Consider the following 22,745-nt stretch of genomic DNA (forward strand, 5'->3'; position numbering starts at 1 on the left):
CTTGGCGTCCGCGCAATATGAGCGACACGTTCAAGCGCTGGTCCGACGCGATGATGATAGCGGCTAACGTGGGCAACCTTCGGAAGTTCAGCTCGACGCGGCTCGCACTATTCTGGAAAGGCAAGAATTCTTGCTCGCGGAGCAGAAAGCTGTACGTGACACCGCGAGACTGCATTCTGTCGGACATCGCGTCAGCCGTCGGCGAAGATGGCAAGGTGTTGCCCGAAGCTGAACGGCTGACAAACGCATCGCGAATTCTGGCGGCAACGAAACGACTACCGGCACACTCGGCCACGCAATGCTGCGGATGATTGCCGCGCCTGTGCTGAGGAAAAGCTTCGCGCCGATCCAACGCTGCTTCTGCCTTTCGTCGAAGAGTGCCTTCGCCTCGACGCACCATTGCAGGGTCTAGTGCGCCGCGCTACTCAGGACGTTGAACTTGCACGGGCAAACGATTCGTGCGAACGACATCGTGGTGCTACGTTGGGGCGCCGCAAACCGTGACGAACGGCGCTTCGCCTGCCCCGATGCGCTGGACCTGTCCCGCTCGGACCTTCGTGAGCATTTGGCCTTTGGCCACGGCATTCACCTTTGTCCGGGGCGGGAACTAGCGCACGCGGAAGTCAAGATTGCCTTTGATCAATTGCTCAAGCGCCTGAAATTTCCGGTTAGCCGACATTGATGACAGCGTGCAGTTCCTGTCTTCGTTCATCGCGTATGGCCCGAGCGGTGTGAAGATCCGCTTTGACCGCGCATAATCTCGCCTGAACAGAGCGTCCTTCCATACAAGTCTGCGTACCGGAAGGACATCGCACGAGCACTGAGCTCGGACTCGCCGTCGCGCCGCTACCCCGCGTTAAACTTCACAGGGCGGCTCGACAGCTTCTCAACCGCCCGCAGGATAATGAAGAACCGCTGCAGCAAGTGCGCTGCAGCGGTTCTTCTTCCGCAGTCAGGCCGTCGGAAATGACGGCCCCTTCATCACAGCATCGTGTAGACCGACTTGGTTTCAAGGAACGGCTCGATACCCTGCAGACCGCTTTCACGTCCCCACCCCGATTGCCGGTAACCGCCAAAGGGCATCGATTTGTCCAACATGCCATAGCAGTTTATCCACACGTTGCCGGCACGGATGCGACGTGCGGCCTTGTGCGCGGTCGATACACTGGAGGTGAAGATACCCGAGCCCAGTCCATACGTCGTGTCGTTTGCGAGGCTAGCGAGTTCGTCGATATCGTCGAACGGCATCGCTGTAAGGACTGGACCGAAGATCTCTTCGCGAGTGATACGAATATCACGCCGCGCAGAATTCGCAAAGACGGTGGGCTCCACGAAATAACCGCTCTCTCCGAACTGCCGGCCGCCGCACATCAACTCCGCTCCCTCGGCGATACCGCTTTCGACGTACTCAAGGACGCGCTGCATCTGCTTGGCCGAAACGAGCGGTCCCAGCTGCGTACTTTCTTCAAACCCATTACCCAGCTTCATCGTTTTGGCCGCGGCACTAATGCGCTCGACCACCTCTTCGTAGCGGCTGCGTTGAATGTACAGCCGCGAACCGGCGAAACAGACCTGCCCACTATTGGCAAAGATAGCAGTCAGGCAAGCCGGAATCGCCTTCGACATATCTGCGTCGTCGAATACGAACACGGGCGATTTTCCGCCGAGTTCCAACGTCAGGCGCTTCAGATTTCCTGCGGATGCATGCACGAGGCTTTTGCCTACGTCCGTCGATCCGGTGAACGTCAGCTTGTCGACCTGCGGATGGTTGGCCAAAGCCGCGCCCGCAACGCCGCCCACGCCGGTGACAACGTTCACCAGTCCTGCCGGCAGCTCCGAGTTCGCGAGCAGTTGCGCGAGGCGCAGTGCGCTGAGCGGAGTCTGTTCGGCCGGCTTGACAACCACGGAGCAGCCCGCAGCGATTGCAGGAGCAATCTTGTTGATGACCGTGGCGAGCGGCGCATTCCACGGCGTGATTGCGCCGACCACACCAACCGGTTCCATCAGCGTATAGGCATGCAACTCGCGGCCGGCACCGGATATGTCCGATGTCAGGCCGTGAAGTTTGGTGCAAAGCCCGGCGTAATATCGCAGCCCGTTGATCGCGCCATTAATGGTCGCGCGCGCGAAGGCGAGTGGCATACCGTTGTCGATGACCTCAAGCTTCGCGAACTCTTCCGCGTCAGCGCTAATAGCATCGGAGAGCCGCCACATCGCCGCGGCTCGATCCGCCGGCAGCCGGCTGGTCCAGGTGCGCTCCTCGAAGCACGCACGGGCCGCGTTCACCGCGCTGTCCACATCCGCCTCGTTCGCTGAAGGCACCTCCGCCACGATTTTCCCGGTAGCGGGGTCTTCCACCGTTAGTTTGCCGCCGGCCGAGCCGCCCGACAACTCGCCGCCGATCAACATTTTGTCCGCAAATTTCATGATTCAATCCCTTTTCAAATAACCGTGTTGAGTACCACGCGCTCACTTGTCGAACAGGATGACCGAGCGTACCGATTCCCCTGAGCGCATCATGTCGAAGCCGCGATTGATCTCATCGAGCGTCAGTGTGTGAGAGACCAGGTCTTTCAGGTCGATGTCACCTTCCACAAACAGGTCGACGTAGCGCGCGACATCCTGGCGCTTCGCTCCGCCCATCAGGGAGCCGGTCCAACGTCGTCCCGTCACCAGCGTACCGGGCAGCGTGCTCAGTTCCTTGCCTGCTTCGACGACCCCGACATTCACCGCCAGTCCCCAGGCCGGATGAGTTGCCTCGAGCGCTTGCCGCATCACGGCAGGCGAGCCGATGCATTCGAATGCGTAATCGAGGCCCATGCCGGTCATCTTTTGCAGGTGCGCAACGACGTCGGTGACCTCGCGGACATTGACGAAGTCCGTCGCGCCCATCTTGCGTGCTACAACTTCCTTAGCCGGGTTTGCATCGATCGCTATGATCCTTGCCGCGCCCGCGAGTCGGGCGCCCTGCACGACGCTCAGACCGACGCCGCCGACGCCGAACACGCCAACCGACGAACCGGCCTTGATCTGCGCTGAATTGAGCGCGGCACCAATACCAGTAGTCACGCCACACGCGATACAGCACGCGTATTTGGGCGCCGCAGCTTTGTTCACACGTGTGAGCATATCGTCGCGCACCACAGTGACTTCGGAAAATGTTCCCAAACCCATGAAGGTGTTGATGGGCTTGCCGCCAAGCGAAAATGGCGTCCACGTTGACCGGCGCCGCATACCAAACTGGACGCACAAGTTGGTTCGCCCGGATTTGCAGAACGCGCATTCACCGCAGTCCGGAATCAGGTAGGGAATCACCGTGTCGCCGACCGAAAAATCGGTCACACCCGGCCCGCATGCAATCACCTCGCCGAAACCCTCATGCCCGAACACCATCGGAAATGGCTCCGTGCCCTTGCCTTCCATCATCGTCAGGTCGGAGTGACAAAGACCCGTTGCCTTCAGACGGACCATCACCTCCTTGTGGCCTGGGTCCGCGACATCGATCGTATGAATTTGAAGCGGCTCGTTCGGGCTAAACGCGATTGCGGCCCGCGATTTCACTGGCATAAATGTCTCCGTATTAGTTCTATGCGTTTGTTAGATGGTGCTGAGGAACCCGTGCGCGAATGAAATGCGCGATCTTTCCGAGCGCGCGCTCACTTGCGGGAAGGATGTTTACCATCGTCAGAAAACCGTGGATCTGCCCTGTCCAGCGCTCGAATTCGACGTTGACACCCGCGCGAATCAGCCTTGCGGCGTACTCCTCGCCTTCATCGCGTAACGGATCGAATTCGGCGGTGAATATAAGTGTCGGTGGCAAGCGAGAAAGATCGCCTGCTCGCAGCGGCGACGCGTCCGGATTCACCCGCTCGGCAACATCCGGCAGATAGTGGCTCCAGTACCACGCCATCGTCTCCTTCGTCAGCAACGACTGGCAGGCCGGATCGACATACGATGCGCGCGTGAAGTCCGCATCGGTTGCCGGGTACGCCAGCACGACGCCGGCCAGCGCGGGATCCTCGCGATCTCGTGCCTTGCGCGCGAGCACCGCCGCCAGATTTCCGCCAGCGCTATCGCCGACCAGCACGATCGGGACGTCGCGCCCAGCAATGGAAGGTCCATGTTGTCTCGCCCACTGCAACGCCGCATCGCTGTCGTGCAGCGCTGCGGGAAAACGGTGTTCTGGAGCGAGCCGGTAGTTGACCATCAGCACCGCACACGAACTGCTGGTTGCCAGTTTGCGGGCGAATACGTCGAAGTCGTCGATGTGACCGGTCGTCCAACCGCCTCCGTGCAGATAGATCACGATGCCCTGAATCTCGGCCTCGGGAACGATCACGCGGATGTCGAACCGGTCCGCACCGTCGCCCACTCGTACGTCCTCGACGCGGCGCACATCGGGAGGTGTTCCGAACATCGGGCGCATGCGCACCATCCCGTTGCGCACCTCATCCGGCGACATTTCGCTGATCGGCCTGGTGCGCGCCGCGGCGACCTGTTCGACAAACGCACTGGTTGCTTTATCTAGTGGCATCGTCACGCCTTGAACAGGAAGCCGCTGTAGCCGTTCGACGCGACATCGAGACACTTTTGGCGGAACGCACCGATTCCACCGGCGTATGGCATGAAGACCCGCGGCTTACCCGGCACATTGGCGCCCAGATACCAGGAATTGGCCTGCAACAACAAGGTCTTCGCGGCGACGTCGTTGACGTGTTGGACCCATGCTGCTTCCGATGCGGGATCGATTTCGACTCGCGAATAGCCGTTTTCACGCATATGCTCGAGCATGGCGCTGATCCACTCCACGTGCTGCTCGATCACCATCACCACGTTCGCCAGCACGCCCGGGCTACCCGGGCCCGCAATCATGAACATGTTAGGAAAATCGGCCACCCCGAAGCTCAAATAATTCACCGGCCCGGCGCCCCAGTTGTCCTTCAGGCGCTTGCCGCCTACACCTTCGATATCGACCTTCGTGATGCTACCCGTCAGCGCATCGAAGCCGGTTGCAAAGACAATGATGTCCAGCTCGTAGCTGCCCTGCCAGGTTTTCAAGCCGGAAGGCAGGATCGTTTCGATCGGCGCCGATCGAACGTCGACCAGCTCGACATTTTCACGATTGAATGTCGCGTAGTAGTCCGTATCCACGCAGATCCGCTTCGCGCCGAGCGGATGGTCTTTCGGCATAAGCAGTTCAGCTGTCCGCGTATCCTTGACGATCTCGCGGATCTTGCCATGCACGAACTTGACGGCCGTGTTGTTCGCTTCCTTGTTCGTGATGAGATCGGCAAACGCGTGCATGAAAGTCGGTCCGCCGTTCTGCCAATGGTGCTCGTAGATCTGCGCCCTTTCGGAGTCGGAAACGTCGAATGCCGACTTATTGCCCCGCTCATGCAGTCCGAGCCCGCGCCAGCGCGCCAGTTCACGGATCTCAGAATAGCGATCCTTGACGCTTTGCACATAGTCGGCGCTGAGCGGCGCATTGCGCGCCGGTACACTAAAGTTGGCGGTGCGCTGAAAAACATGAAGCTGCTTGGCCTGCTGAGCGATGACCGGAATGCACTGAATTCCGGTCGAACCAGTGCCGATCACGCCAACGCGCTTACCGGTAAAATCCACCGGTTCGGTCGGCCAGTTGCTTGTGTGATACCAACGGCCGCCGAAGCCGTCCAGTCCGGGGAAGTCGGGAACGCGAGCGGCGGACAATGGCCCCGTCGCCATCACGAAGAAGGTTGCCTCGACCGGATCGCCCCGGTCCGTCTCGATCCGCCATGTGCTGTTCGATTCATCGAAAAGGGCTCGCTTGACGCGGGTCTCGAATACGATGTCGCGTTTCAGGTCGAAACGCTCAGCCACGTGCTCTGCATACCGAAGAATTTCGGGCTGCGTAGCGAAGCGCTCGGTCCACGTCCAATCCTGCTGCAGTTCATCGTTAAACGCATACGAATATTCGACGCTCTCCGCGTCACAGCGGGCGCCGGGATAGCGATTCCAATACCAGGTACCGCCTACCGTCGGCGCTGCCTCGTACGCCCGGACACTCATGCCCATGTTGCGCAAGCGGTGGAGCATATACATGCCCGCGAACCCCGCGCCCACCACCACGACGTCGAAGTGATGGTCGGATACATCTTTGCCATGGGGACTCGCCGACGAACGATCAACCATTGCTGCATCTCCTTTAGGGTCGGCCATCCGGACGAGGCCTTTATTGTCGAATCGAAATCACTGAAAACCGGTCCGCCATGCAACGCTTTGACCACGCGTTGCCAGGGCCGCGTGGTACGGAAGTCCGATCTATCGATTTTTCCATTGGGGTTTGCGCTTCTGAGCGAAAGCTGAAGGACCTTCGAAGAAGTCTTCGCTCGTGATCAGCTCGTCGATGACAGCTCGATCGCGATTGGCCAGCGCCTCGGTCGCCACCGGCCATTGGTCCGCCTGCTGCATGGCTTTCATCGACAACCGAACGGCCGTCGGAGAGGCCTCCAGAATTTCAGCTGCGATTTCTCGCGCTTTACAGACCGCCTCGCCTGCCGGCACAACTCCATTGACGATGCCCCACCTCTCGGCGTCCCTGGCGCCGAACTTACGTCCAGTCAGGATCAGTTCATACGCTTTCTTCCGGGGCATCTGCCGGGGTAGACGTACTAGGCCACCGGTACCCGCAATCACGCCGACCTTCACTTCGCTCAGCGCGAATTTGGCGGTTTCGTCAGCGACGACGATGTCGCAGGCAAGACAGATTTCCAGTCCGCCGCCCATAGCGAAGCCGTTAACCGCTGCAATCACGGGTTTGTCGCGCTGCCGGTGTGTCAGACCGCCGAACCCTTGCTTCGGCAGCCAGACCGGCTTGCCGCTGGCCCCGTACTTCAGGTCGGCGCCGGCACAAAACGCAGCGCCGCCGGCTCCATAAAGAATGGCGACCCAAAGGTTCGGATCGGCCTCGTACGCGTCAAAAATCTCGGCCAGCTCCTCGTTCGCCATCGGAGTCAGACTGTTCGATGCCTCGGGCCGATTTATCGCGACCTCGAGCAGGTGACCATCCTGCTTCACGGTGCAGTATTCGTATCCGGTCCGGAATATCGGCTTGCGAACCGGAAAGATTTCGGCCATGTGCGCACTGCCAAACGTGAAGCGATTGCCTTTCGCGGTCGAGACGACCTGTATGTCGCGCCCCAATGGGTCTTCGTCCAGCATCGCGCTCAGCGTCGGCACATCGGCGTCGAACGTGTTCGCGAGGAAGCGCCGACCGGAATCCAGCAGACGGCCTACGATGATTGCGCGCACCCGTTCGCCGCGCTCGAATGCGACCGTATAGGTTTCGATGCGAGCGCCGCCGTGCGGCTCATGGCAAAACGCTGGCGCCGGCACCGCGTCGATCGCGGCCTGGATCGCACTGCTATCGCAGCTTTTCCACTCCCGGGGCGTCGCCGAATAGATACCGACCGAGTATTTCGACAGAATTCCACCGTTGGCGCCCACCAGCCCGAACTGACCCGGCGACTTGCGCAGGCGCTCGACCATCGTCGCGATTGCATGCATGCTGTAGTTATTGCCGGGCCCCCCAAAATAAGGAAGTCCACCCGTCACGGTCAATTTGCGGGGATCGTCCGAACGCAGACCAAGGCCATCGCAGGCCGCATTGGAAACGGCGATTGGAAAGCAGCTATAAAAATCGAAGTGGCCGAGCTCATGAACGGTCACGTTGGCCGCATCAAGCGCAGCTTTTAACGCGAGCTTCGCCGCCGGCGAATCACCGAGGTCCTCCCGCTCCATCAGCGGGCGCTCGGTCAAGTCCGCATAGCCATGCAGATATACCCAGTTCACTTCGGGAACTCCCAATTTGCGCGCGGTTTCAACGGTTGTCAGAACCAGCGCGGCGGCCTGATTTACCCGATCCTGCGCAATCAGCCTGCGGCGGTACGGCTCCGCGATCATCTCATTGCGCTCGTCGGCAGACGTCAGCGCTTCAGCCCTTAGCGGCGCGACTTTGAACGCAGAATATGGATTGTCCGCTGCCACTGCGGTGAACGGCGCAAACAGCTCACCTATTTGCGCAGCGTAGGCCTCGCGCGTCAAGCCGAGTCTCGCGCGCCTCGCATTCTCGGCAAGCGCGTACGACACAGGCGCGCCGCGCAGGCCATGCGCCAACGTCTCCTGAGTCATCATGCCAGCTAGTCCCATGCCACGGTCCTGGACGTCGCCTTCGGGCTGCTCTGCCCAATCTGCTTTGCCTCCGGCTTTAAGCAGTTCCCTCACCGTTGAAATGTTCTCGGCACCGGCGATCAGAACCGCGCTGCATTCTCCGCGAGACAACTGTTCGCAGAATTCGCTGACGAGGCGCTGCGGCGAATCTCCGCCCGCCTTATCCCATACGGCCAAGCGCGGCTTTATCCCCAACCGGGCAGCGATCGAACGGGGAAAATTGTTCGACTTGCCGAAGGGTTGCCCGCGCGCCGGCGTCGAATCTTCGAAGGTTCGTGTCGTCACGATCGCGTCTATCGATGCAAGCACGGCCTGGGTCTTTTCGGTGTCTTCGACCGCGTTCAGGCAAGCTTGGGCGGCCAACTCGACGGCAGACAATTGCCGATAGTCGGCCGAACCGAAACGGTCCGTGTACTGGCCAACTCCGACGATGACCGGCGTCGCGGAACGAACTGACATTCTGTGTCTCCCGAATATTGACGGCGAAGTCGATGCTCAATCGCGCCCCGCCAGAATAACACCAACATAGATTACGTAGTTGTCTTGGTCAGTATTGCGACGCGTCATCAGCATTGTCAAGCGTCTATTCGAAAGACGTTTGTCTCTTTCTAAGCCGCCTATATGGCAAACCCTTAGTGCGTCAAGAAGGTTCACTATGTAGTCTACGTTTGACACCAAATATCTCGACCTGAACCGCTGACATGACTCAATCGACCAGCCTCGACACCCTCTTCAATCCTCGCTCCGTCGCCATCGTCGGCGCTTCGGGCAACAATCCCTGGACGCGTCTAGTCGTCGACACGCTCCGCAATCTCGGTTTCGACGGCAGCGTCTTCTATGTCAATCGACGCGGGGGCGAGGTCATGGGCGAACCCGCCCACAGTTCATGTTCGGCCATTGGCCGGCAGGTGGACGCGGCATTCGTTGCCGTCCCGGCGCTCGCCCTGGAAGAGGCGCTTGACGACATCGCAGACGCGGGAATCCGCTTCGGCGTGGTCGTCAGTTCGGGGTTCGCCGAAACGGGTCGCACCGGTGCCTCGGAACAGGAGCGAATCTTCGCGCGCGCAGCAAGCCGAGGTCTGAAACTACTCGGTCCGAATAGTCTCGGAGCGATGAATCTGGTCGACAAATCGGCGCTCTCCGCCTTGCCTGTGCCGCTGCCGGTGTTGCCGGGAGGACGGATCGCTCTGATCAGTCAAAGCGGCGCAACAGCAGGCCTGCTCGCCCAGCAGGCCCACCGCCAGAACATCGGCTTAAGCCACGTGGTCGCGTTAGGCAACGAGGCTATGATCGATCTTGCCGACGTCCTCGACTACGCGGTCGAGCAACCCTCGGTCAAAGCGATCGCGCTGTTCGCCGAGACCATACGCCGGCCCGAGCGCTTTCTTGCGGTCGCCGAGCGGGCACTGCAGTTGCGCAAGCCGATCGTGGTGCTGAAAGTGGGCAGCAGCCCGTTGACCGCCGAAGTTGCGCAGGCGCACACCGGCGCGTTGGTTGGCGACGACCGGGTGTTCAATGCCGTCTGTGCCCAATATGGTCTGGTGCGAGTCGATTCGCTGGAGCAACTACTTGTTACCGCGTCAGTGCTTGCCCACCTCGGGCCGCTGGAGGATAAGGGTTTCGCCGCTGTATCGATCTCCGGCGGCGCCTGTGAAGTGATGGCAGATGCAGGGTCCGCGGCCGGCGTCAGATTTGCGCGTTTTGCGCCCGCCACGCTCGAACGTCTCAAGGACGTTGTCGCCGATTTCGGGGCTGCGCATAATCCGCTCGACATCACTGGCGCGGCCATGGCCAAGCCGGAAATGCTCAGGCAGGTGCTCGAAATCCTTGGCCGGGATCCCGATGTCGGCTTGCTCGGCTGCACTTTCGACATGCCGTCGAGTGCGCAGCTCACGCACGGCTTCTCGCTCGCCATGCTAGACAACACGTTGCGCGGTTTCGCAAGCGTCAAATGTCCGACGATTCTGCTCGAGCAAACCATGAAAGACACGACGGACCACGCGCGCAGCCTTATGACAACGCATGAAGTTCCGTTTCTGTCGCCCGGAATCGACGGCACGATGCGCGCGATCGGTCATGCGTACAACTGGTCTTCATGCCTTCGTCGCGAACGGCGCCGAGCGTCCGTACCGCAGACGCTGTCGAGCGAGCGCCCTACCACCGAACGGGCCGCGCTCGACTATCTGTCGAGCCATCACGTGCCGGTTATACCGGCAACCGTCGTACATAGCGCCGAGGAAGCGTTTGCCGCTGCACAATCGATGGCGGCGCCTGTCGCGCTGAAGATTCTGTCGCCCGATATCTTCCACAAAACGGAAGTGGGCGGCGTCGCCCTCGACTTGCGTACTCCGGAACGCGCGCAACAGGCCTACACGCAGATCATCGCGAATGTCGGCTCGCGTGCGCCGAACGCCCGGGTCGATGGGGTCATCGTGTCGCCGATGCGTACTGGCGGCATCGAACTATTCGTCGGTGTCGCGAAGGATCCGATGTTCGGTAAGGTGCTAGCGGTCGGACTTGGAGGAATCTGGGTCGAGGCGATGTCCGATACAGCGCTTCGACTGTTGCCAGTTGAACCGGAAGACGTGACGGAAATGTTGGGGGAATTGAAAGCCAGAAAGATACTGGAAGGGTACCGTGGCGCGCCGGCAGTCGACCTTGGCAAACTTTCGGCAGTGATCTCCCGCATCGGCAATGCCGCTCTCGCACTGGCTGAAGACATGGTCACCCTGGAGGTCAATCCGTTGTATGTGCAGGCAGACACGATCGAAGCGCTGGACGCGCTCGTGGTCTGGCGCGACACCCACTGAAACCCTTGCTGGGTCGGAATTATTCATTGCCGCAAGCGGCACACGATGTCCCGACCTATTGAGGCGGTTCGCCGGCTTTGCCGGCGCGACTGTTCATTACTTACGCGAGGAGCGCGGCATGTAGCGCTACTCCGTAACGAACCCCGAACGTCCGCCCGCTCCCTTTCCCTGTCTGCGCCGAAACCCACACCAGCGATGCTTGCAAAGGCCTCGGTATCGGCTTAACATCATAGATATATAAGTTATCTATGTGGACGGAGACAATGGAACGACAACTCGAGCTGGCCGGAAAAGTCGCGATGGTAACGGGAGCAAGTTACGGTCTAGGACGAGCGATCACCGAGGAGTTACTGGCGCGCGGCGCCAAGGTCATGCTGACGGACATCACCGATCGTGTCGAAACGACGACCGAAGAATTGCGCAGAAACGGCCACGATGTGGCACACGCATCCCTCGACGTCACTCGCCGCGAGTCGGTCAAGGCAGCCGTTGACAAAACGCTCGCGCACTTTGGCCGACTCGACATTTTCGTCAACAACGCCGGTTGGTCGAAGGTCATGAAGCCACTGCGCGAGATCACCGCAGAAGACTGGGACACCTATATGGCGATCAATGTCCGCGGTAATCTGTTCTGTCTTCAGGAGGCTGCCGAAGGGATGATTGCGGCAGGCAATGGCGGCCGTTTCGTGTCGATTGCATCCACCGCTGCGGTCAAACCGTACAAGCGTGCAGCGGCGTACTGCACCAGCAAATCCGCTATCCCGATGCTGGTCAAGTCAGCGGCACTCGAACTCGCTGAATTCGGGATTACCGTCAACTGCGTCGCGCCCGGCCCGACGACCACCGAAACAAATCTCGCGCACAGCTCTGGTGCGATCGATCCGAAAGTCGGTGAGGAAAAGCGGCGACGGGAAGCGCTGATTCCGCTTGGCAAGAACGATCCCGAGGACATCGCGACGGCCGTTGCGTTCTTCACCTCCGCCGCGGCACGCCGCGTGACCGGGCAGTTGCTGGTGGTGGAAGGCGGCGGGCAGCTACTGTCATGAGCGCGGCCCTTTCCTTTGCAGAGTTGTTCTCGGTCGGCGGCAAAACCGCGGTGGTTACCGGTGCCGCGTCGGGTATCGGCAAAGCGACCGCATGGCTGCTCGCTGACGCTGGCGCCCGGGTCATCGTCGCAGACAACCAAATTGAGGCGGCGACCGTGGTCGCCAGCGACATCGGTCGCGGTGCATACGCACTAGGCTTCGATCTGCGCGATGACGAGTCGATCGCCAGGCTGTTCGCCGACACGTCGCGCGAGTCAGGATCAGTCGATATCCTGATCAACAACGCCGGCATCTACCCGCGTTACGCGTTCGACGAATTGACCGAAGCGGCATGGCAGGAAATGCAGCGCGTCAACACCTGGGGTTGTTTCGTGGCGATGCGCGAGGCCGCGCGCTGGATGAAACATCGCGGACAAGGCGGCCGCATCATCAACATCTCGTCGATCGGGGCGCTACGCACCGCGGTGAACGACCAGCTCGCCTACAACGCGTCGAAAGCCGCACTCGATTCGATGACGCTCTCGGCCGCGCTCGAACTCGCCGCGCACAACATTCTGGTCAATTCGATCTGTCCCGGCGCGGTACGGCCACTCGATCCGAAGCCTCGGCCCGCATACCACACCTCGCCGAGCGGCCCGCTGCTTGCCGAAGGTCGCATGTTGCTGGGTCGACCCGCGCTACCGGCGGAAATCGCTGGTCCGATTCTCATGCTCGCGAGCGCTGCCGGCGGCTACATCACAGGACAGACCATCGCAATCGATGGCGGATTTTCCCTATCTTGAGGAAACCTGATATGGCGGAAAAACAACTCTACCGCACCTCCATCTATCACAATTGGGCTAGCGCCGGTCATGCATATGCCGTCCTCGGCTATGACACCGCACGCGTGCTCGCGATCGTGCGGCCGCCGTCACCTGCCGCCGTCAGCGCGGGACTCAACAAGTCGCGCATGGTGCCTTCAGCGACAAACGCGGCGGGCACCGTTATCAGCTTCGTGCGTTATGACCGGCGTGGTTTCCGCAGTGATCCTTTCGTATTACGGCAGGTCGTGCGCGGGAAAGTGCGTCCGCTCGATTCCGTTGCGGTCGCGTGATGCTATGGGTGTAATCGTTCAATATCATGGCGAGGTCGCCGAAGTTACCCTCGATTGGCCTGATGTCCGCAATGCCTTGGGGCCAGGCGAGGGCCGCGAACTCCGGCTTACGCTCGAGAAAGTCACGACCAACGAAGACGTCGGCGCCATCGTACTTTCGTCCAGTGGCAAGGCGTTTTGTGCAGGCGGCAATCTGCCCGAAATCGTTCGGCTTGCCGAAGGTGGTCCTTCCGCGGTTCGCGAGACGATCTACGGAGAATTCCAAGGCGTTTTTCGCGCGCTGCGCGAAAGTCCCGTCCCTGTGCTGACCGCCGTGGATGGTGCGGCGGTCGGCTTCGGGTGTGACCTCGCGCTGGTTGGCAATGTGACTTTCGTGGGCGAGCGTGGCTGGCTCGCGCAAGGCTGGATCAAAGCTGGGCTGATCCCCGCAACGGGAGGTACGCATTACGTCATCTCGCGCGCGGGAGAGCAGGCCATGTGGCGACTGCTGGCGTCGGAGCGGGTCGACGGCCCGACCGCGGAACGCTGGGGACTGGCGATCTCGTGCACGCATGCTCGTGAAACCGCATTGAACATGGCGAACACACTGGCAGGATTGCCTCGCTCGCCACTCAAAGCACTGAAACAGCTTGCTGCGCAGCGCGATCCGTCAGTTCATCTCGAAGCGGCACTCGCCTATCAGGTTGGATTCATCACCGATCCAGGCTTTGCCGCTCGCGCCAACGCATTGATCAACCGCTAGTACAACGAGACAACGGGTCACGGGCTTGTCGAGCCTGAGGCCCGCCCGCGCCGTACTTTGCGCCATTTCCCGCTTTTTCCGGACCAATCCGGAAGAACGGCTTGCCACGCTTCAAGAGGCAAGTTCACTTGACCGACATAAAATAAGGGTTACGAAGAATGCGTGGAATCGTTTTCCTAGGAGAGCGGGAACTGGCGCTGGAAGATTTTGCGGACCCCGAACCGGCTCCCGGCGAAGTGATCATCGAGGTCAAGGCATCGGGAATGTGCGGCACGGATCTTCACGCTTACCGCCGACCGAAACCGCCGGTTGCCACGCGCGTGATCGGCGGACACGAACCGGCCGGCATAGTCGCCGCGTTGGGTGCCGGTGTTGATCCCAGGCTTGTAAAAACAGGTAGCCGCGTGATGGTGCATCACTATGCCGGATGTACTACCTGCGAACACTGCCGCACCGGTTGGACCCAGTTGTGCCGCTCGGACGCAATGCGACTCTTTGGTGGTAATGCGCACGGCGCACACGCGGGATATCTGAAGGTCCCGGCCTATACCCTCGTGCCGCTGGACGACTCGCTGAGTTTCGCCGCCGGCGCCGCGATCTCGTGTGGCACCGGGACAGCGTGGGGCGCGCTGCAACGGATGGACTTGCCTGGCAGGCACACGATCGCCATTTTCGGGCAGGGACCGGTCGGTCTGTCGGCGACGCTGCTGGCAGCGGCTCAAGGTGCCCGGGTGATCGCGCTGGACATATCTCCCGCCCGGCTCGCGCGAGCCCGAGAATTCGGCGCAGCCGAGACGATCAACCCAGCCGACTGCGATGCCGTAGCCGCTATCCGGCAACTCACAGCCGGCAAGGGCGCTGACCGCGCACTGGAAACTTCTGGCACCGCACAGGGGGGCAGCAACGCCATGAACTGTTTGCGCACCTGGGGCACCGCTTGCTTTGTCGGAATCGGCGCAGACGTTACGCTGCGCGTGCGAGATCTGTTGAAATCGCAGGTCACCGTCATGACTTCGGTCAGCATGTCGATCAATGCGCAGAAGGAGTGCGCGGATTTCATCGTGCAACGCGGACTTGAAGTGGATCGGCTGTTTACCCATCAGTGGAAACTCGACGATGCGGTCGAGGCCTACCACCATTTCGACAAGCAAACCGATGGCAAAGCGGTCTTTCTGATGTAGAGACCACGGGGCGGCTCGCGCGCTGAGTGCATGAGCCGGCCGCGTTCCGCAATTGAAGACGCTTTGCCCGGCGGAACCCCGCAGTCCGACTAGCCAGAAGTCGCACGCTCGTCCGACCGCCGCGAGACAGCAAGGTGCATTAATTCCCCGGCGTCCTCCAGCTGTTCCAGTCCAACGATTCGATCATGCAATAGGACCGCCCGCGTCGGTCCAAGCACACTCGCGACAAGACTGAAGAACTTCGCGGAGATCCGCGTTTGCAATGTCGGCGATCCCAGCTGCGAGCGCGTGTCGAAAGCTGCTGTTTCAATCGTGCCGTCAAGCAGCTCGACGACCAGTTCGGAGCACGACTGTGCCATCGCGTCGCTGAATTGCACTTCGACTTTGTCGCGAACGACAACGAGGTCGACGCGGCTGGCGGTCTCCCCGGTATAAAGCGAGATTGCCGTGGTATCGAGCCCGAGCAGCGCGGCCGCGATCATCGCGCGATAGCTGAATTTGAGTTCGAGCCCATCGCAGGGTTGCTCGATATTGCAGATTCGCTCGAACTTCGGATTCACGCGTGCGACGAGCTTGCGGATCGCATTCGGCTCGACTCCGCGATCACGCAACTGGCGCGCGGCCTCGATGACTCCGTGAGTGCCGCCGCATGCGGCGTGGAACTTGAAGACGTTAGCAAGAATATGAAAGCCGTGCACCGGCGCCTGCGAAGCGCTCTGCAGGTCAGGCGCAGTGCCATGCGAGTGTGTGAATCCGTACGGTGTTTCGAGCATATCGGAGCGACCGGTAAAGCCACGCGCCGCGAGGCGCGCAGCCAGCAGCCCGTTCGCGGCCGCGCGGCCTGCATGCAGGGGCTTGCACATCGTGCCGAAGTTAGCTATGAGACCTGCCGCCTGTGTTGCAGCGATGCCCAGCGCAACGGCGGTGATTTGAGGACTCAACTGCAGCAGATTCGCACAGGCGGCCGCGGCGCTCAGGGCACCCACCGTCCCGGTGGGATGAAACCCCTGCGCATAGTGATCGGGGGTAACCAGCAGCCCCACGCGTGCAGCGAGCTCGTAACCGGCGACAAACGCCGCCAGCGTCGATCTGCCGTCGCGCCGGCAGAACTCCGCCAGCGGCAAAAGCGCCGACGCGATGACTACCGACGGATGACCGCCCATCGCGGCGGACCCATCGTCGTAGTCCAACGCATGCGATGCGGTGCCCCCGATCAACGCGGCATCAAGCAGATTCAGCCGGCTGGCGCAACCAGGCACTGACGAATCGCCCGCGGCGCCGCGTTCCAGTGCCTCGTCCAGCATGATGCCGACCGTCGGCTCGGCCGCCCCCGCGATGGCCACCGCGAACCAGTCCAGAATGCAAAGCTTCACCATCGCGACGACGTCGTCCGGCAATGTGTCGAATCGCAATTTACTCGAGGTGGTCGCGAGAGCGATGGTGACCGAAGACACTTCGTCGTTCATATCGGATTCCGCTAGGACCAGTCGAATCAAATGGCCTTCTGAGACCTTCAGGCCAAGGAGCGCAATGCGGCAATCAGTGCCAACGGCTGATCCGCCATGATGTGATGTTGAGACTCCAGTATTTCGACCAACCCATCGCATTGGGGAACCAGACCGGCCACCCGCGCCATTTGCTCACGCGTCGCGACCGAACTATGCTCACCATAGACAAGCGAGGTGGGAACGCCGAGTTGCGCTAGCAACCTGCTGCTATCCACTTCGCTACGCGGAGCCGTAAGGTTGCGCTCATCGAATTTCCAGCCCCAGCCGTTGCCCTTGAGACGGAGAGAGTTGCGGCCGAGATGCTGGAATACGAAAGGCAGCGCGTCTTGACCCGGAAGAAGACGGTAAAAGGAAAGCGCCGTGTCGAGGCTGTCGTATATGCGGTCTTCTCCGCGCGGCACATACGGCTTTCCGCGCGTCGAGTAGTCCGAAAAGTGCAAATAGCTATCGATCACGATCAATTTTTCAAAGTTCTCTGGCGAACGGCAGCATGCGTCGACCGCGCGCGCACCGCCGAAACTGTGACCGATCAGCGTCACCGCGCCGCCCCCCAGCGCATTCGCCACCTGCACGATTTCGTCGACCCAGACGTCCTGGCTGTAGCTGGAGCGATGACCGCTCTCGCCCATGCCCGAGAGGTCTATTGCAAACACGCGATATCGTTCGGTCAGGTATGGAGCGATGAAGTCCCACCAGTGCGAATGCGCAAGAAAGCCATGCACCAGCAGCAGAGGCGGTTTGCCAGCTTCTCCCGCATTCCACGACGCATAGTGAATCCGTGCGTCGTGAACGGTCACGTAATGCGATTGGCGCGTGTGCGCGATCGCTCGCGTGAACCATGAGGGTTCGTTGTTCGTGCCCGTCTGCTTGTCGAGGTTTGCCATGTTCGATCCCGTTCAGCTGTGTATTACCGCTGCGCTGGCGTGAGATAGTTGCCGCTCGCATTACCGAGCTTCATCCCGCCGTCGCAGTCGAGGATCGTTCCGGTGATGTAGCCGGCGTTCTCCGAACTCAGGAAAATCGCTGCCTCGGCGATATCGGAGGTCGTGCCAAGCCGCCGCAGTGCGATGCCATCGGCCCAGTTTGCCTTGTGCTCATCCGTCGGCGCCATCCGTTCGACACCCTCGGTTCCGGCAATCGGTCCCGGCGAAATGCCATTGACGCGCACGCCCGCGGGCCCCCACTCCATGGCCAGAACCTTGATCACCATATTCACACCGGCCTTTGCCGCGCACACGTGCACTTGCATCGGCAACGGCTGGACCGCCTGCGGCGCGGTAATCGCAATGAACGACGCACCGGGTTTCGTCGCGACGGCGAAGCCAGCCTTGAACACGTTGTAAGTGCCAAGCAGATCGATATCCACGACCGTTTTGAATCCGTTTGCGGAAATCCCCACGGCCGGCGCCATGAAATTGCCCGCGGCACCCGCGATCACGACATCGGGAGCGCCGATCGTTTCCACTGCGGACGCAAACAGCGCTTCCACCGCCGCGTAATCGCGCACGTCGGCACTACCCGCGATCACCTGCGCGCCGGTTTCTTCCTGCAATTGCGCGGCAGCGACCTGCGCTTTGCCACCGTCACGCCCGAAGACCAGCACCTTCGCGCCTTGCGCGGCGAAACCGCGCGCGATACCGAGATTGATGCCGCTCGTCCCGCCCGAGATGAAGACAGTCTTTTTCATACATCACCATTCACAGAGTTGTGCAAGCCGGGCACGATGCTGGCGAGGCATGCCCAGATAGGCTTGATCGAAGAGTGCCCGTTTGAGCCACACATGCGCACTGAATTCCCACGTGTAGCCGATGCCGCCGTGCGCCTCGATCATGCGCCGCGCAACGCGTGGGAACAGTTCGGTTATGTGGCCTTTCGCGAGCGCCGCCGCTTGCGACGCAACCGCCGGCTCGGTGTCGAATGCATGGGCCGCATACCAGTAAAGCCCTTGGGTCGGTGCAACCATGACCGCCATATCGGCCAATTGATGCTTAACGGCCTGGAATGCACCGATCGGGCGATCGAACTGGACGCGCAGCTTCGCGTAGTCCACCGCCATCTCCACGCAATGGCTCGCGCCGCCAAACGCATCGGCGGCCAGCAAAATCGAGCCGGCATCGATCAGACGATGCGCCGCAGCTTCCGGCAGCATGCTGCACGGAGTGTTGGAGAAATCCAGCTGATGAAGCGGACGCCCGGCATCGGTCGATGCGATCAACTTCGACGTCATGCCCGTCGCGGACTTTTCCACCAGCGCGAGTCGTCCACCTTTCAGCCCGACGATCACGAGGTCGGCACCTTGCGCGTGCATCACGAATTGCTTGGCGCCGGAAAGCTCGGATTCACCCGTCAACTCCCATAGCTCCGGGGACCAGACTCCTCCTCGCTCGCCGAACGCAACGGTGGCGCGCAGTTCACCATTCGCTAGGCCGGACAACCAGCGAGCCTTCTGCTCGTCGCTGCCCGCGAGCACAAGGGCTAGCGTGGCCAATGCGTGGTCGAGGAACGGCCCAGGGGCCGCAAAGCGCCCGAGCGCCTCCGACACGACCGCCAGTTCTAGAAGGCCAAGGCCCATCCCACCATAGGCTTCCGGCACGACGATACCGCCAATGCCGAGCCCCATCAGCCCCTGCCAGATACCGAGGTCGGCCTCACCCGTGTCATGCGGATGAAGGGCGCGCGACGGCGGACATTCGGCGGCAAGGTATTCCGTCACGGCGCGCTGAAACGCCTGCTGCTGTTCATCGAGATCGAACCTCATGCCTTTTCACCCTCTCGCGGCAATCCGAGCCCGCGCTCCGCAATGATGTTTCTTTGGATGTTCGACGTACCGCCAGCAATCGCGGCCGCGAGCGAATTCATATACTGATTGACCCACCGCTCGTTGCCGGGCTTCTCATTGCCGATGGGCGAGATCAGCGACTCGTCGCCGATGATGGCATTCGACAGTTCGGCAACGGCGGCAGCGAAGTTAGACTGAACCAGCTTGTTCATCATCTGCAGAACGCCACCACCTTCGCCGTTCAACTCGCGGCTCAGCTGGATCATCGACGAGTACCGCTGCACCTCGAGTTCGGCCTTCAGTGCAGCCAGCCGATCACGCACCCATGGAACCTTGATCGCGCATTCGCCTTCGATCGTTGAGCGCTGCGCGAGCTTCAGCAGACTCTCGAACATCGCATCGGAACGGTCGATGCCGCCGAGCATGTTGCGCTCGTGTTTCAGCAACGACTTTGATATCTTCCAACCCTCGCCGCGTCGGCCGACGATCCAGTGCTCAGGGGTTGTCGCGTCGGTGAAAAACACTTCATTGAAGTCGATGCCACCGTTGATCTGTTTCATCGGGCGGATATCGATGCCCGGCTGATCCAGATCGATCAGCAGATACGATATACCCTCGTGCTTCGGCGCCGCAGGTTCGGTGCGAACCAGTGCGAACATATACCGACATTGTTTTGCGTACGAGGTCCAGACCTTCTGGCCGTTGATCACCCACTGACCGCTCCGAAGCTCCGCACGGGTCCGCAGACTCGCCAGATCGCTGCCCGCGCCCGGCTCGCTGAAGCCTTGCGCCCAACGATATTCCCCCGTCAACGTCTTCGGGACGAATTGTTCCTTTTGCCATTCCTCTCCGCATTCGAGCAGCGTCGGAACGAGCATCTGTACGCCGTTGCCTTTTACTTCCATCGGTGCTCTAGCGCGGGCGAATTCTTCGGTGATGATGCGCGCCTTCAGGATTTCCGAAGGCTGTTCGGAACCGCCGAACCGCTTCGGAATCCCTCTATACAGGTAGCCGGCAGCCACAGCTTTCTGTCGAAACTCGGCGGCATCCCCACCTTTGGTCCAGCAGCGCGCGAGAAAGTCCCGAACGACCACCCTGAACTGCTCGTGCTCAGCTCCGTAACGAAGATCCATTTAAACCTCAGTCAAGATGCGGTCTGATTGAACGGCGCGTCCAACTCCCGCGCCCAACGCGGCAGCGGCATCCCCGTGTCGTAGTGCCAAAGCAACCGCAGATCGTCGCGGCGCGCGGGATCGAGTACTAGCCTGCCGAGTTGCGCCAACTGGGCGCCAACTTTGGGGCCTCGTTGCGCCCAGCTGCGCAAACGCCGGCTATACAGCTGGACGTCGTACTCCATCGCGAAGCCGTTTCCGCCGAATACCTGGTGAACGTTGGTTGCGACCGTTCGCGCGGCCTCGATCGACTTTGCCCGTGCCATCCACGCAAACGTCTGCGCCGGCGCACCATCGCCACCTGTTTCGGCGGACGCGGAAAACGCACTCTTGCGGACCAGAAGCTCCGCGGCATCCAACTCGCCGGCAGCGCGCGCGAGACGATGCGCGACCCCCTGATATGCGCCAATCGGCTTGCCGAACTGCTCTCTGCCGCCCACGTATTCACATCCATACGCAAGCAGTGCCTGCCCGGCTCCAACCATCCGCGCAGCTTCAACGAGCGCCGCATAGCGCTCCAGGCGATCGGCGAGATCGGCTCCGCCGATGCATTCTGATACGCTTGAGTCGAGATGCTCGACCACAAAATCGCCTGCTGCCGTCTTGCGTGCAAGTCCTTCTAGTGGTTCCAGAAAAACCTCGCCGTTGCGCACGACAGCCACAGCTCGCGCCGCCGCCGGCGCGAGCCGGTTGGGACAGAACGCCACGTTCTGGCGTCCGGCGAGCGTGAGCACCGGCATCGTCTCGACAAACGCAACCGGCGCAAGGCAACGGCCAAGCTCATAAGCCACCCGCGCGAACAACTCAGGCGTACCGTCCAGCTCGAAAAGACCAAAGTGCTGCAGTTGACGAGTCAACCCGACATCGACGCCATCGGCCGTGCGTTCGGCTTCGCGCACCCGTTCAGGGGTGCACTCCGCGCTCAGCAAGCGGCGCAACGCGGTGCCGATCTCCTCTACGTCTTCACTCCATCGTTCGTCCAGCATGTCTAGTTGCTCCGTGGAAGACCAAGATGCCTGTTCGCAACGATATTGCGCTGAACCTCGCTGGTGCCCCCGATCACGGTAAGCACCGTCGCGACTCGCAACTGCTGCTCCATGTCACGCGCGAGAACGTCGTCACTCTCGCTAAAAAGCGTCTCGTGGCCCAACAACTCGCACGCCCATTCGATGAAACGCTGCGCGAGTTCCGAGCCATAAACCTTGCTCATCGGACCGATGCCGGAGGTATCCTCGCCGCGAGCCGCGGCAAGCCCGACACGCAAATAGAGCAGCCGGTCGGCTTCCAGCTCCATCACGAAGCGTCCCAACATTTCGAGATCGCTGTCATGCAAGGTTTCGCGCCGCGCCGACAGGCGGTGGATCAACCGCGCGCACAGCAGCCTCGTTTCGGTCCCGCCGAAACTCATCGCGCGCTCTTCATCAAGATTTCCGGTAATCACTTTCCAGCCCTCGTGTTCGGTGCCCACGAGGTTGCTGACGGGCACCCGAACGTCGTCGTAGAAGACCGCGTTGACGCGCCAGCCGCCCATCACCCAGACCGGTTGGATCGTTACCCCCGGCGACTTCAGATCGACGAGCAGCAGCGATAGCCCGCGATGCCGGGACTGGGTGGCATCCGTTCTGACAAGCAAGCTGCACCACTTCGAGATATGAGCGGAAGACGTCCACAGCTTCGCGCCATTAATCACGAAGTGATCGCCGTCGCGTACCGCTTTTGTCTTCAGTGAAAGCAGATCGCTTCCCGCACCCGGCTCCGAAAGACCCTGACAGTACGTCCAGCTACCGTCAACGACATGCGGCAGATGTGTGGCAATCTGCTCGTCCGAACCGTTGCGCAGCAGCATCCCGCCGCCGCGCAGGTTCGTCGTCAGACCGTAGCCGGGAAAACCCTGGCACTCCAACTCTTCCGCCATCAGAAACTGCTGGTCGACAGGCGCGCCGCGGCCATGAGGTTCCGGCCACGTCAGCCCGACAAGGCCGGCATCGGCAAGCTTTTTTTGAAACGACGGCGAGTAGCGCTCGATGTGCAGCGCGTCGATTTCTTCCCGCATCGCGCGCATCTCGTTCCATCCATACTCGTCGGCCAGCGATTGCAGCCGCTTCCGGTATTGAAGGTCCGATTCGTCAGGCAAAAAATTCATGGTTGACCGACCCTTGAAATGGATTCAACATAACTATATAAGTTAACTTCGTTGACGCATAGT

General features: G+C 60.9%; 19 protein-coding genes and 1 pseudogene. 8 read left to right on the forward strand and 12 right to left on the reverse strand.

Features of this window, described 5'->3' with window-relative positions; all coding sequences use genetic code 11:
• Positions 1 to 439 precede the first annotated feature (439 nt).
• The gene (locus PQR54_RS24005; protein ID WP_408250023.1) at positions 440 to 682 is read left to right on the forward strand and encodes a cytochrome P450; all 243 of its coding nucleotides are present in this window, start codon (positions 440 to 442) and stop codon (positions 680 to 682) included.
• Between the two features lie 299 nt (positions 683 to 981).
• Here the strand turns inward: PQR54_RS24005 and PQR54_RS24010 are convergent, their stop codons facing one another.
• The 5 genes from PQR54_RS24010 to PQR54_RS24030 all read right to left on the reverse strand — a co-directional run bounded on the left by PQR54_RS24010 (position 982) and on the right by PQR54_RS24030 (position 8,667).
• Positions 982 to 2,427 (reverse strand): aldehyde dehydrogenase family protein, encoded by a 1,446-nt coding sequence (locus PQR54_RS24010; RefSeq protein ID WP_408250025.1) that lies wholly within the window; start codon positions 2,425 to 2,427, stop codon positions 982 to 984.
• Positions 2,428 to 2,469: 42 nt separating this feature from the next.
• Positions 2,470 to 3,567 (reverse strand): zinc-binding dehydrogenase, encoded by a 1,098-nt coding sequence (locus PQR54_RS24015; protein ID WP_408250027.1) that lies wholly within the window; start codon positions 3,565 to 3,567, stop codon positions 2,470 to 2,472.
• Between the two features lie 19 nt (positions 3,568 to 3,586).
• Positions 3,587 to 4,534, reverse strand: a complete 948-nt coding sequence (locus PQR54_RS24020) for an alpha/beta hydrolase (RefSeq protein WP_408250029.1) — start codon at positions 4,532 to 4,534, stop codon at positions 3,587 to 3,589.
• Positions 4,535 to 4,536: 2 nt separating this feature from the next.
• Complete coding sequence (locus PQR54_RS24025; protein WP_408250031.1) at positions 4,537 to 6,171, reverse strand: flavin-containing monooxygenase; 1,635 nt, start codon at positions 6,169 to 6,171, stop codon at positions 4,537 to 4,539.
• A gap of 129 nt (positions 6,172 to 6,300) precedes the next feature.
• Positions 6,301 to 8,667, reverse strand: coding sequence for an enoyl-CoA hydratase-related protein (locus PQR54_RS24030; protein WP_408250033.1), 2,367 nt, complete (start codon positions 8,665 to 8,667; stop codon positions 6,301 to 6,303).
• Positions 8,668 to 8,909: 242 nt separating this feature from the next.
• Between PQR54_RS24030 and PQR54_RS24035 the strand changes: the two are divergent.
• The 7 genes and pseudogenes from PQR54_RS24035 to PQR54_RS24065 all read left to right on the forward strand — a co-directional run.
• A pseudogene (locus tag PQR54_RS24035) lies at positions 8,910 to 9,311 on the forward strand (CoA-binding protein); the annotation flags it as partial.
• Between the two features lie 48 nt (positions 9,312 to 9,359).
• Positions 9,360 to 11,018 carry an acetate--CoA ligase family protein gene (locus tag PQR54_RS24040; protein ID WP_408250526.1) on the forward strand — a complete coding sequence of 553 codons (1,659 nt, stop codon included), beginning with the start codon at positions 9,360 to 9,362 and terminating at the stop codon, positions 11,016 to 11,018.
• A gap of 263 nt (positions 11,019 to 11,281) precedes the next feature.
• On the forward strand, positions 11,282 to 12,064 hold the full coding sequence (locus PQR54_RS24045; RefSeq protein ID WP_408250035.1) for an SDR family NAD(P)-dependent oxidoreductase: 783 nt from the start codon (positions 11,282 to 11,284) through the stop codon (positions 12,062 to 12,064).
• Complete coding sequence (locus PQR54_RS24050) at positions 12,061 to 12,846, forward strand: SDR family NAD(P)-dependent oxidoreductase (protein ID WP_408250037.1); 786 nt, start codon at positions 12,061 to 12,063, stop codon at positions 12,844 to 12,846. Before PQR54_RS24045 ends, PQR54_RS24050 begins: the two co-directional genes overlap by 4 nt.
• Before the next feature lie 11 nt (positions 12,847 to 12,857).
• On the forward strand, positions 12,858 to 13,157 hold the full coding sequence (locus tag PQR54_RS24055; RefSeq protein ID WP_408250039.1) for a hypothetical protein: 300 nt from the start codon (positions 12,858 to 12,860) through the stop codon (positions 13,155 to 13,157).
• 4 nt (positions 13,158 to 13,161) lie between these two features.
• On the forward strand, positions 13,162 to 13,899 hold the full coding sequence (locus PQR54_RS24060) for an enoyl-CoA hydratase/isomerase family protein (protein WP_408250041.1): 738 nt from the start codon (positions 13,162 to 13,164) through the stop codon (positions 13,897 to 13,899).
• A gap of 158 nt (positions 13,900 to 14,057) precedes the next feature.
• Entirely contained in the window at positions 14,058 to 15,080 is a 1,023-nt protein-coding gene (locus PQR54_RS24065) for a zinc-dependent alcohol dehydrogenase family protein (protein ID WP_408250043.1), read from the forward strand.
• Positions 15,081 to 15,169: 89 nt separating this feature from the next.
• Here the strand turns inward: PQR54_RS24065 and PQR54_RS24070 are convergent, their stop codons facing one another.
• The 7 genes from PQR54_RS24070 to PQR54_RS24100 form a co-directional block, all read right to left on the reverse strand.
• Positions 15,170 to 16,687, reverse strand: coding sequence for an MmgE/PrpD family protein (locus PQR54_RS24070; protein ID WP_408250045.1), 1,518 nt, complete (start codon positions 16,685 to 16,687; stop codon positions 15,170 to 15,172).
• Positions 16,594 to 17,385, reverse strand: a complete 792-nt coding sequence (locus PQR54_RS24075) for an alpha/beta fold hydrolase (RefSeq protein ID WP_408250047.1) — start codon at positions 17,383 to 17,385, stop codon at positions 16,594 to 16,596. Before PQR54_RS24075 ends, PQR54_RS24070 begins: the two co-directional genes overlap by 94 nt.
• Positions 17,386 to 17,495: 110 nt before the next feature.
• Positions 17,496 to 18,275: an SDR family oxidoreductase gene (locus PQR54_RS24080; RefSeq protein WP_408250049.1), complete on the reverse strand. Its 780-nt coding sequence runs from the start codon at positions 18,273 to 18,275 to the stop codon at positions 17,496 to 17,498.
• Between the two features lie 3 nt (positions 18,276 to 18,278).
• Entirely contained in the window at positions 18,279 to 19,346 is a 1,068-nt protein-coding gene (locus PQR54_RS24085; protein ID WP_408250051.1) for an acyl-CoA dehydrogenase family protein, read from the reverse strand.
• Complete coding sequence (locus PQR54_RS24090; RefSeq protein ID WP_408250052.1) at positions 19,343 to 20,500, reverse strand: acyl-CoA dehydrogenase family protein; 1,158 nt, start codon at positions 20,498 to 20,500, stop codon at positions 19,343 to 19,345. The genes PQR54_RS24085 and PQR54_RS24090 overlap by 4 nt, the downstream gene beginning before the upstream one ends.
• An 11-nt stretch (positions 20,501 to 20,511) precedes the next feature.
• A complete protein-coding gene (locus PQR54_RS24095) occupies positions 20,512 to 21,525 on the reverse strand; it encodes an acyl-CoA dehydrogenase family protein (RefSeq protein ID WP_408250054.1) in 1,014 nt (337 codons plus the stop codon).
• A gap of 2 nt (positions 21,526 to 21,527) precedes the next feature.
• Positions 21,528 to 22,673 carry an acyl-CoA dehydrogenase family protein gene (locus tag PQR54_RS24100; protein WP_408250056.1) on the reverse strand — a complete coding sequence of 382 codons (1,146 nt, stop codon included), beginning with the start codon at positions 22,671 to 22,673 and terminating at the stop codon, positions 21,528 to 21,530.
• Positions 22,674 to 22,745 lie beyond the last annotated feature (72 nt).

Origin of the sequence: Paraburkholderia phytofirmans, assembly GCF_046028095.1 — a bacterium.
Classification (GTDB): domain Bacteria; phylum Pseudomonadota; class Gammaproteobacteria; order Burkholderiales; family Burkholderiaceae; genus Paraburkholderia; species Paraburkholderia phytofirmans_A.

What these genes read in the sequence shown, in the direction of transcription:
- PQR54_RS24030 (WP_408250033.1), bottom strand. Translation starts at nt 8,667, where the DNA reads ATGTCAGTTCGTTCCGCGACGCCGGTCATCGTCGGAGTTGGCCAGTAC.
- PQR54_RS24050 (WP_408250037.1), top strand. Translation starts at nt 12,061, where the DNA reads ATGAGCGCGGCCCTTTCCTTTGCAGAGTTGTTCTCGGTCGGCGGCAAA.
- PQR54_RS24045 (WP_408250035.1), top strand. Translation starts at nt 11,282, where the DNA reads ATGGAACGACAACTCGAGCTGGCCGGAAAAGTCGCGATGGTAACGGGA.
- PQR54_RS24020 (WP_408250029.1), bottom strand. Translation starts at nt 4,534, where the DNA reads ATGCCACTAGATAAAGCAACCAGTGCGTTTGTCGAACAGGTCGCCGCG.
- PQR54_RS24080 (WP_408250049.1), bottom strand. Translation starts at nt 18,275, where the DNA reads ATGAAAAAGACTGTCTTCATCTCGGGCGGGACGAGCGGCATCAATCTC.
- PQR54_RS24015 (WP_408250027.1), bottom strand. Translation starts at nt 3,567, where the DNA reads ATGCCAGTGAAATCGCGGGCCGCAATCGCGTTTAGCCCGAACGAGCCG.
- PQR54_RS24095 (WP_408250054.1), bottom strand. Translation starts at nt 21,525, where the DNA reads ATGCTGGACGAACGATGGAGTGAAGACGTAGAGGAGATCGGCACCGCG.
- PQR54_RS24065 (WP_408250043.1), top strand. Translation starts at nt 14,058, where the DNA reads ATGCGTGGAATCGTTTTCCTAGGAGAGCGGGAACTGGCGCTGGAAGAT.
- PQR54_RS24060 (WP_408250041.1), top strand. Translation starts at nt 13,162, where the DNA reads ATGGGTGTAATCGTTCAATATCATGGCGAGGTCGCCGAAGTTACCCTC.
- PQR54_RS24010 (WP_408250025.1), bottom strand. Translation starts at nt 2,427, where the DNA reads ATGAAATTTGCGGACAAAATGTTGATCGGCGGCGAGTTGTCGGGCGGC.
- PQR54_RS24085 (WP_408250051.1), bottom strand. Translation starts at nt 19,346, where the DNA reads ATGAGGTTCGATCTCGATGAACAGCAGCAGGCGTTTCAGCGCGCCGTG.
- PQR54_RS24070 (WP_408250045.1), bottom strand. Translation starts at nt 16,687, where the DNA reads ATGCGATGGGTTGGTCGAAATACTGGAGTCTCAACATCACATCATGGC.
- PQR54_RS24055 (WP_408250039.1), top strand. Translation starts at nt 12,858, where the DNA reads ATGGCGGAAAAACAACTCTACCGCACCTCCATCTATCACAATTGGGCT.
- PQR54_RS24090 (WP_408250052.1), bottom strand. Translation starts at nt 20,500, where the DNA reads ATGGATCTTCGTTACGGAGCTGAGCACGAGCAGTTCAGGGTGGTCGTT.
- PQR54_RS24025 (WP_408250031.1), bottom strand. Translation starts at nt 6,171, where the DNA reads ATGGTTGATCGTTCGTCGGCGAGTCCCCATGGCAAAGATGTATCCGAC.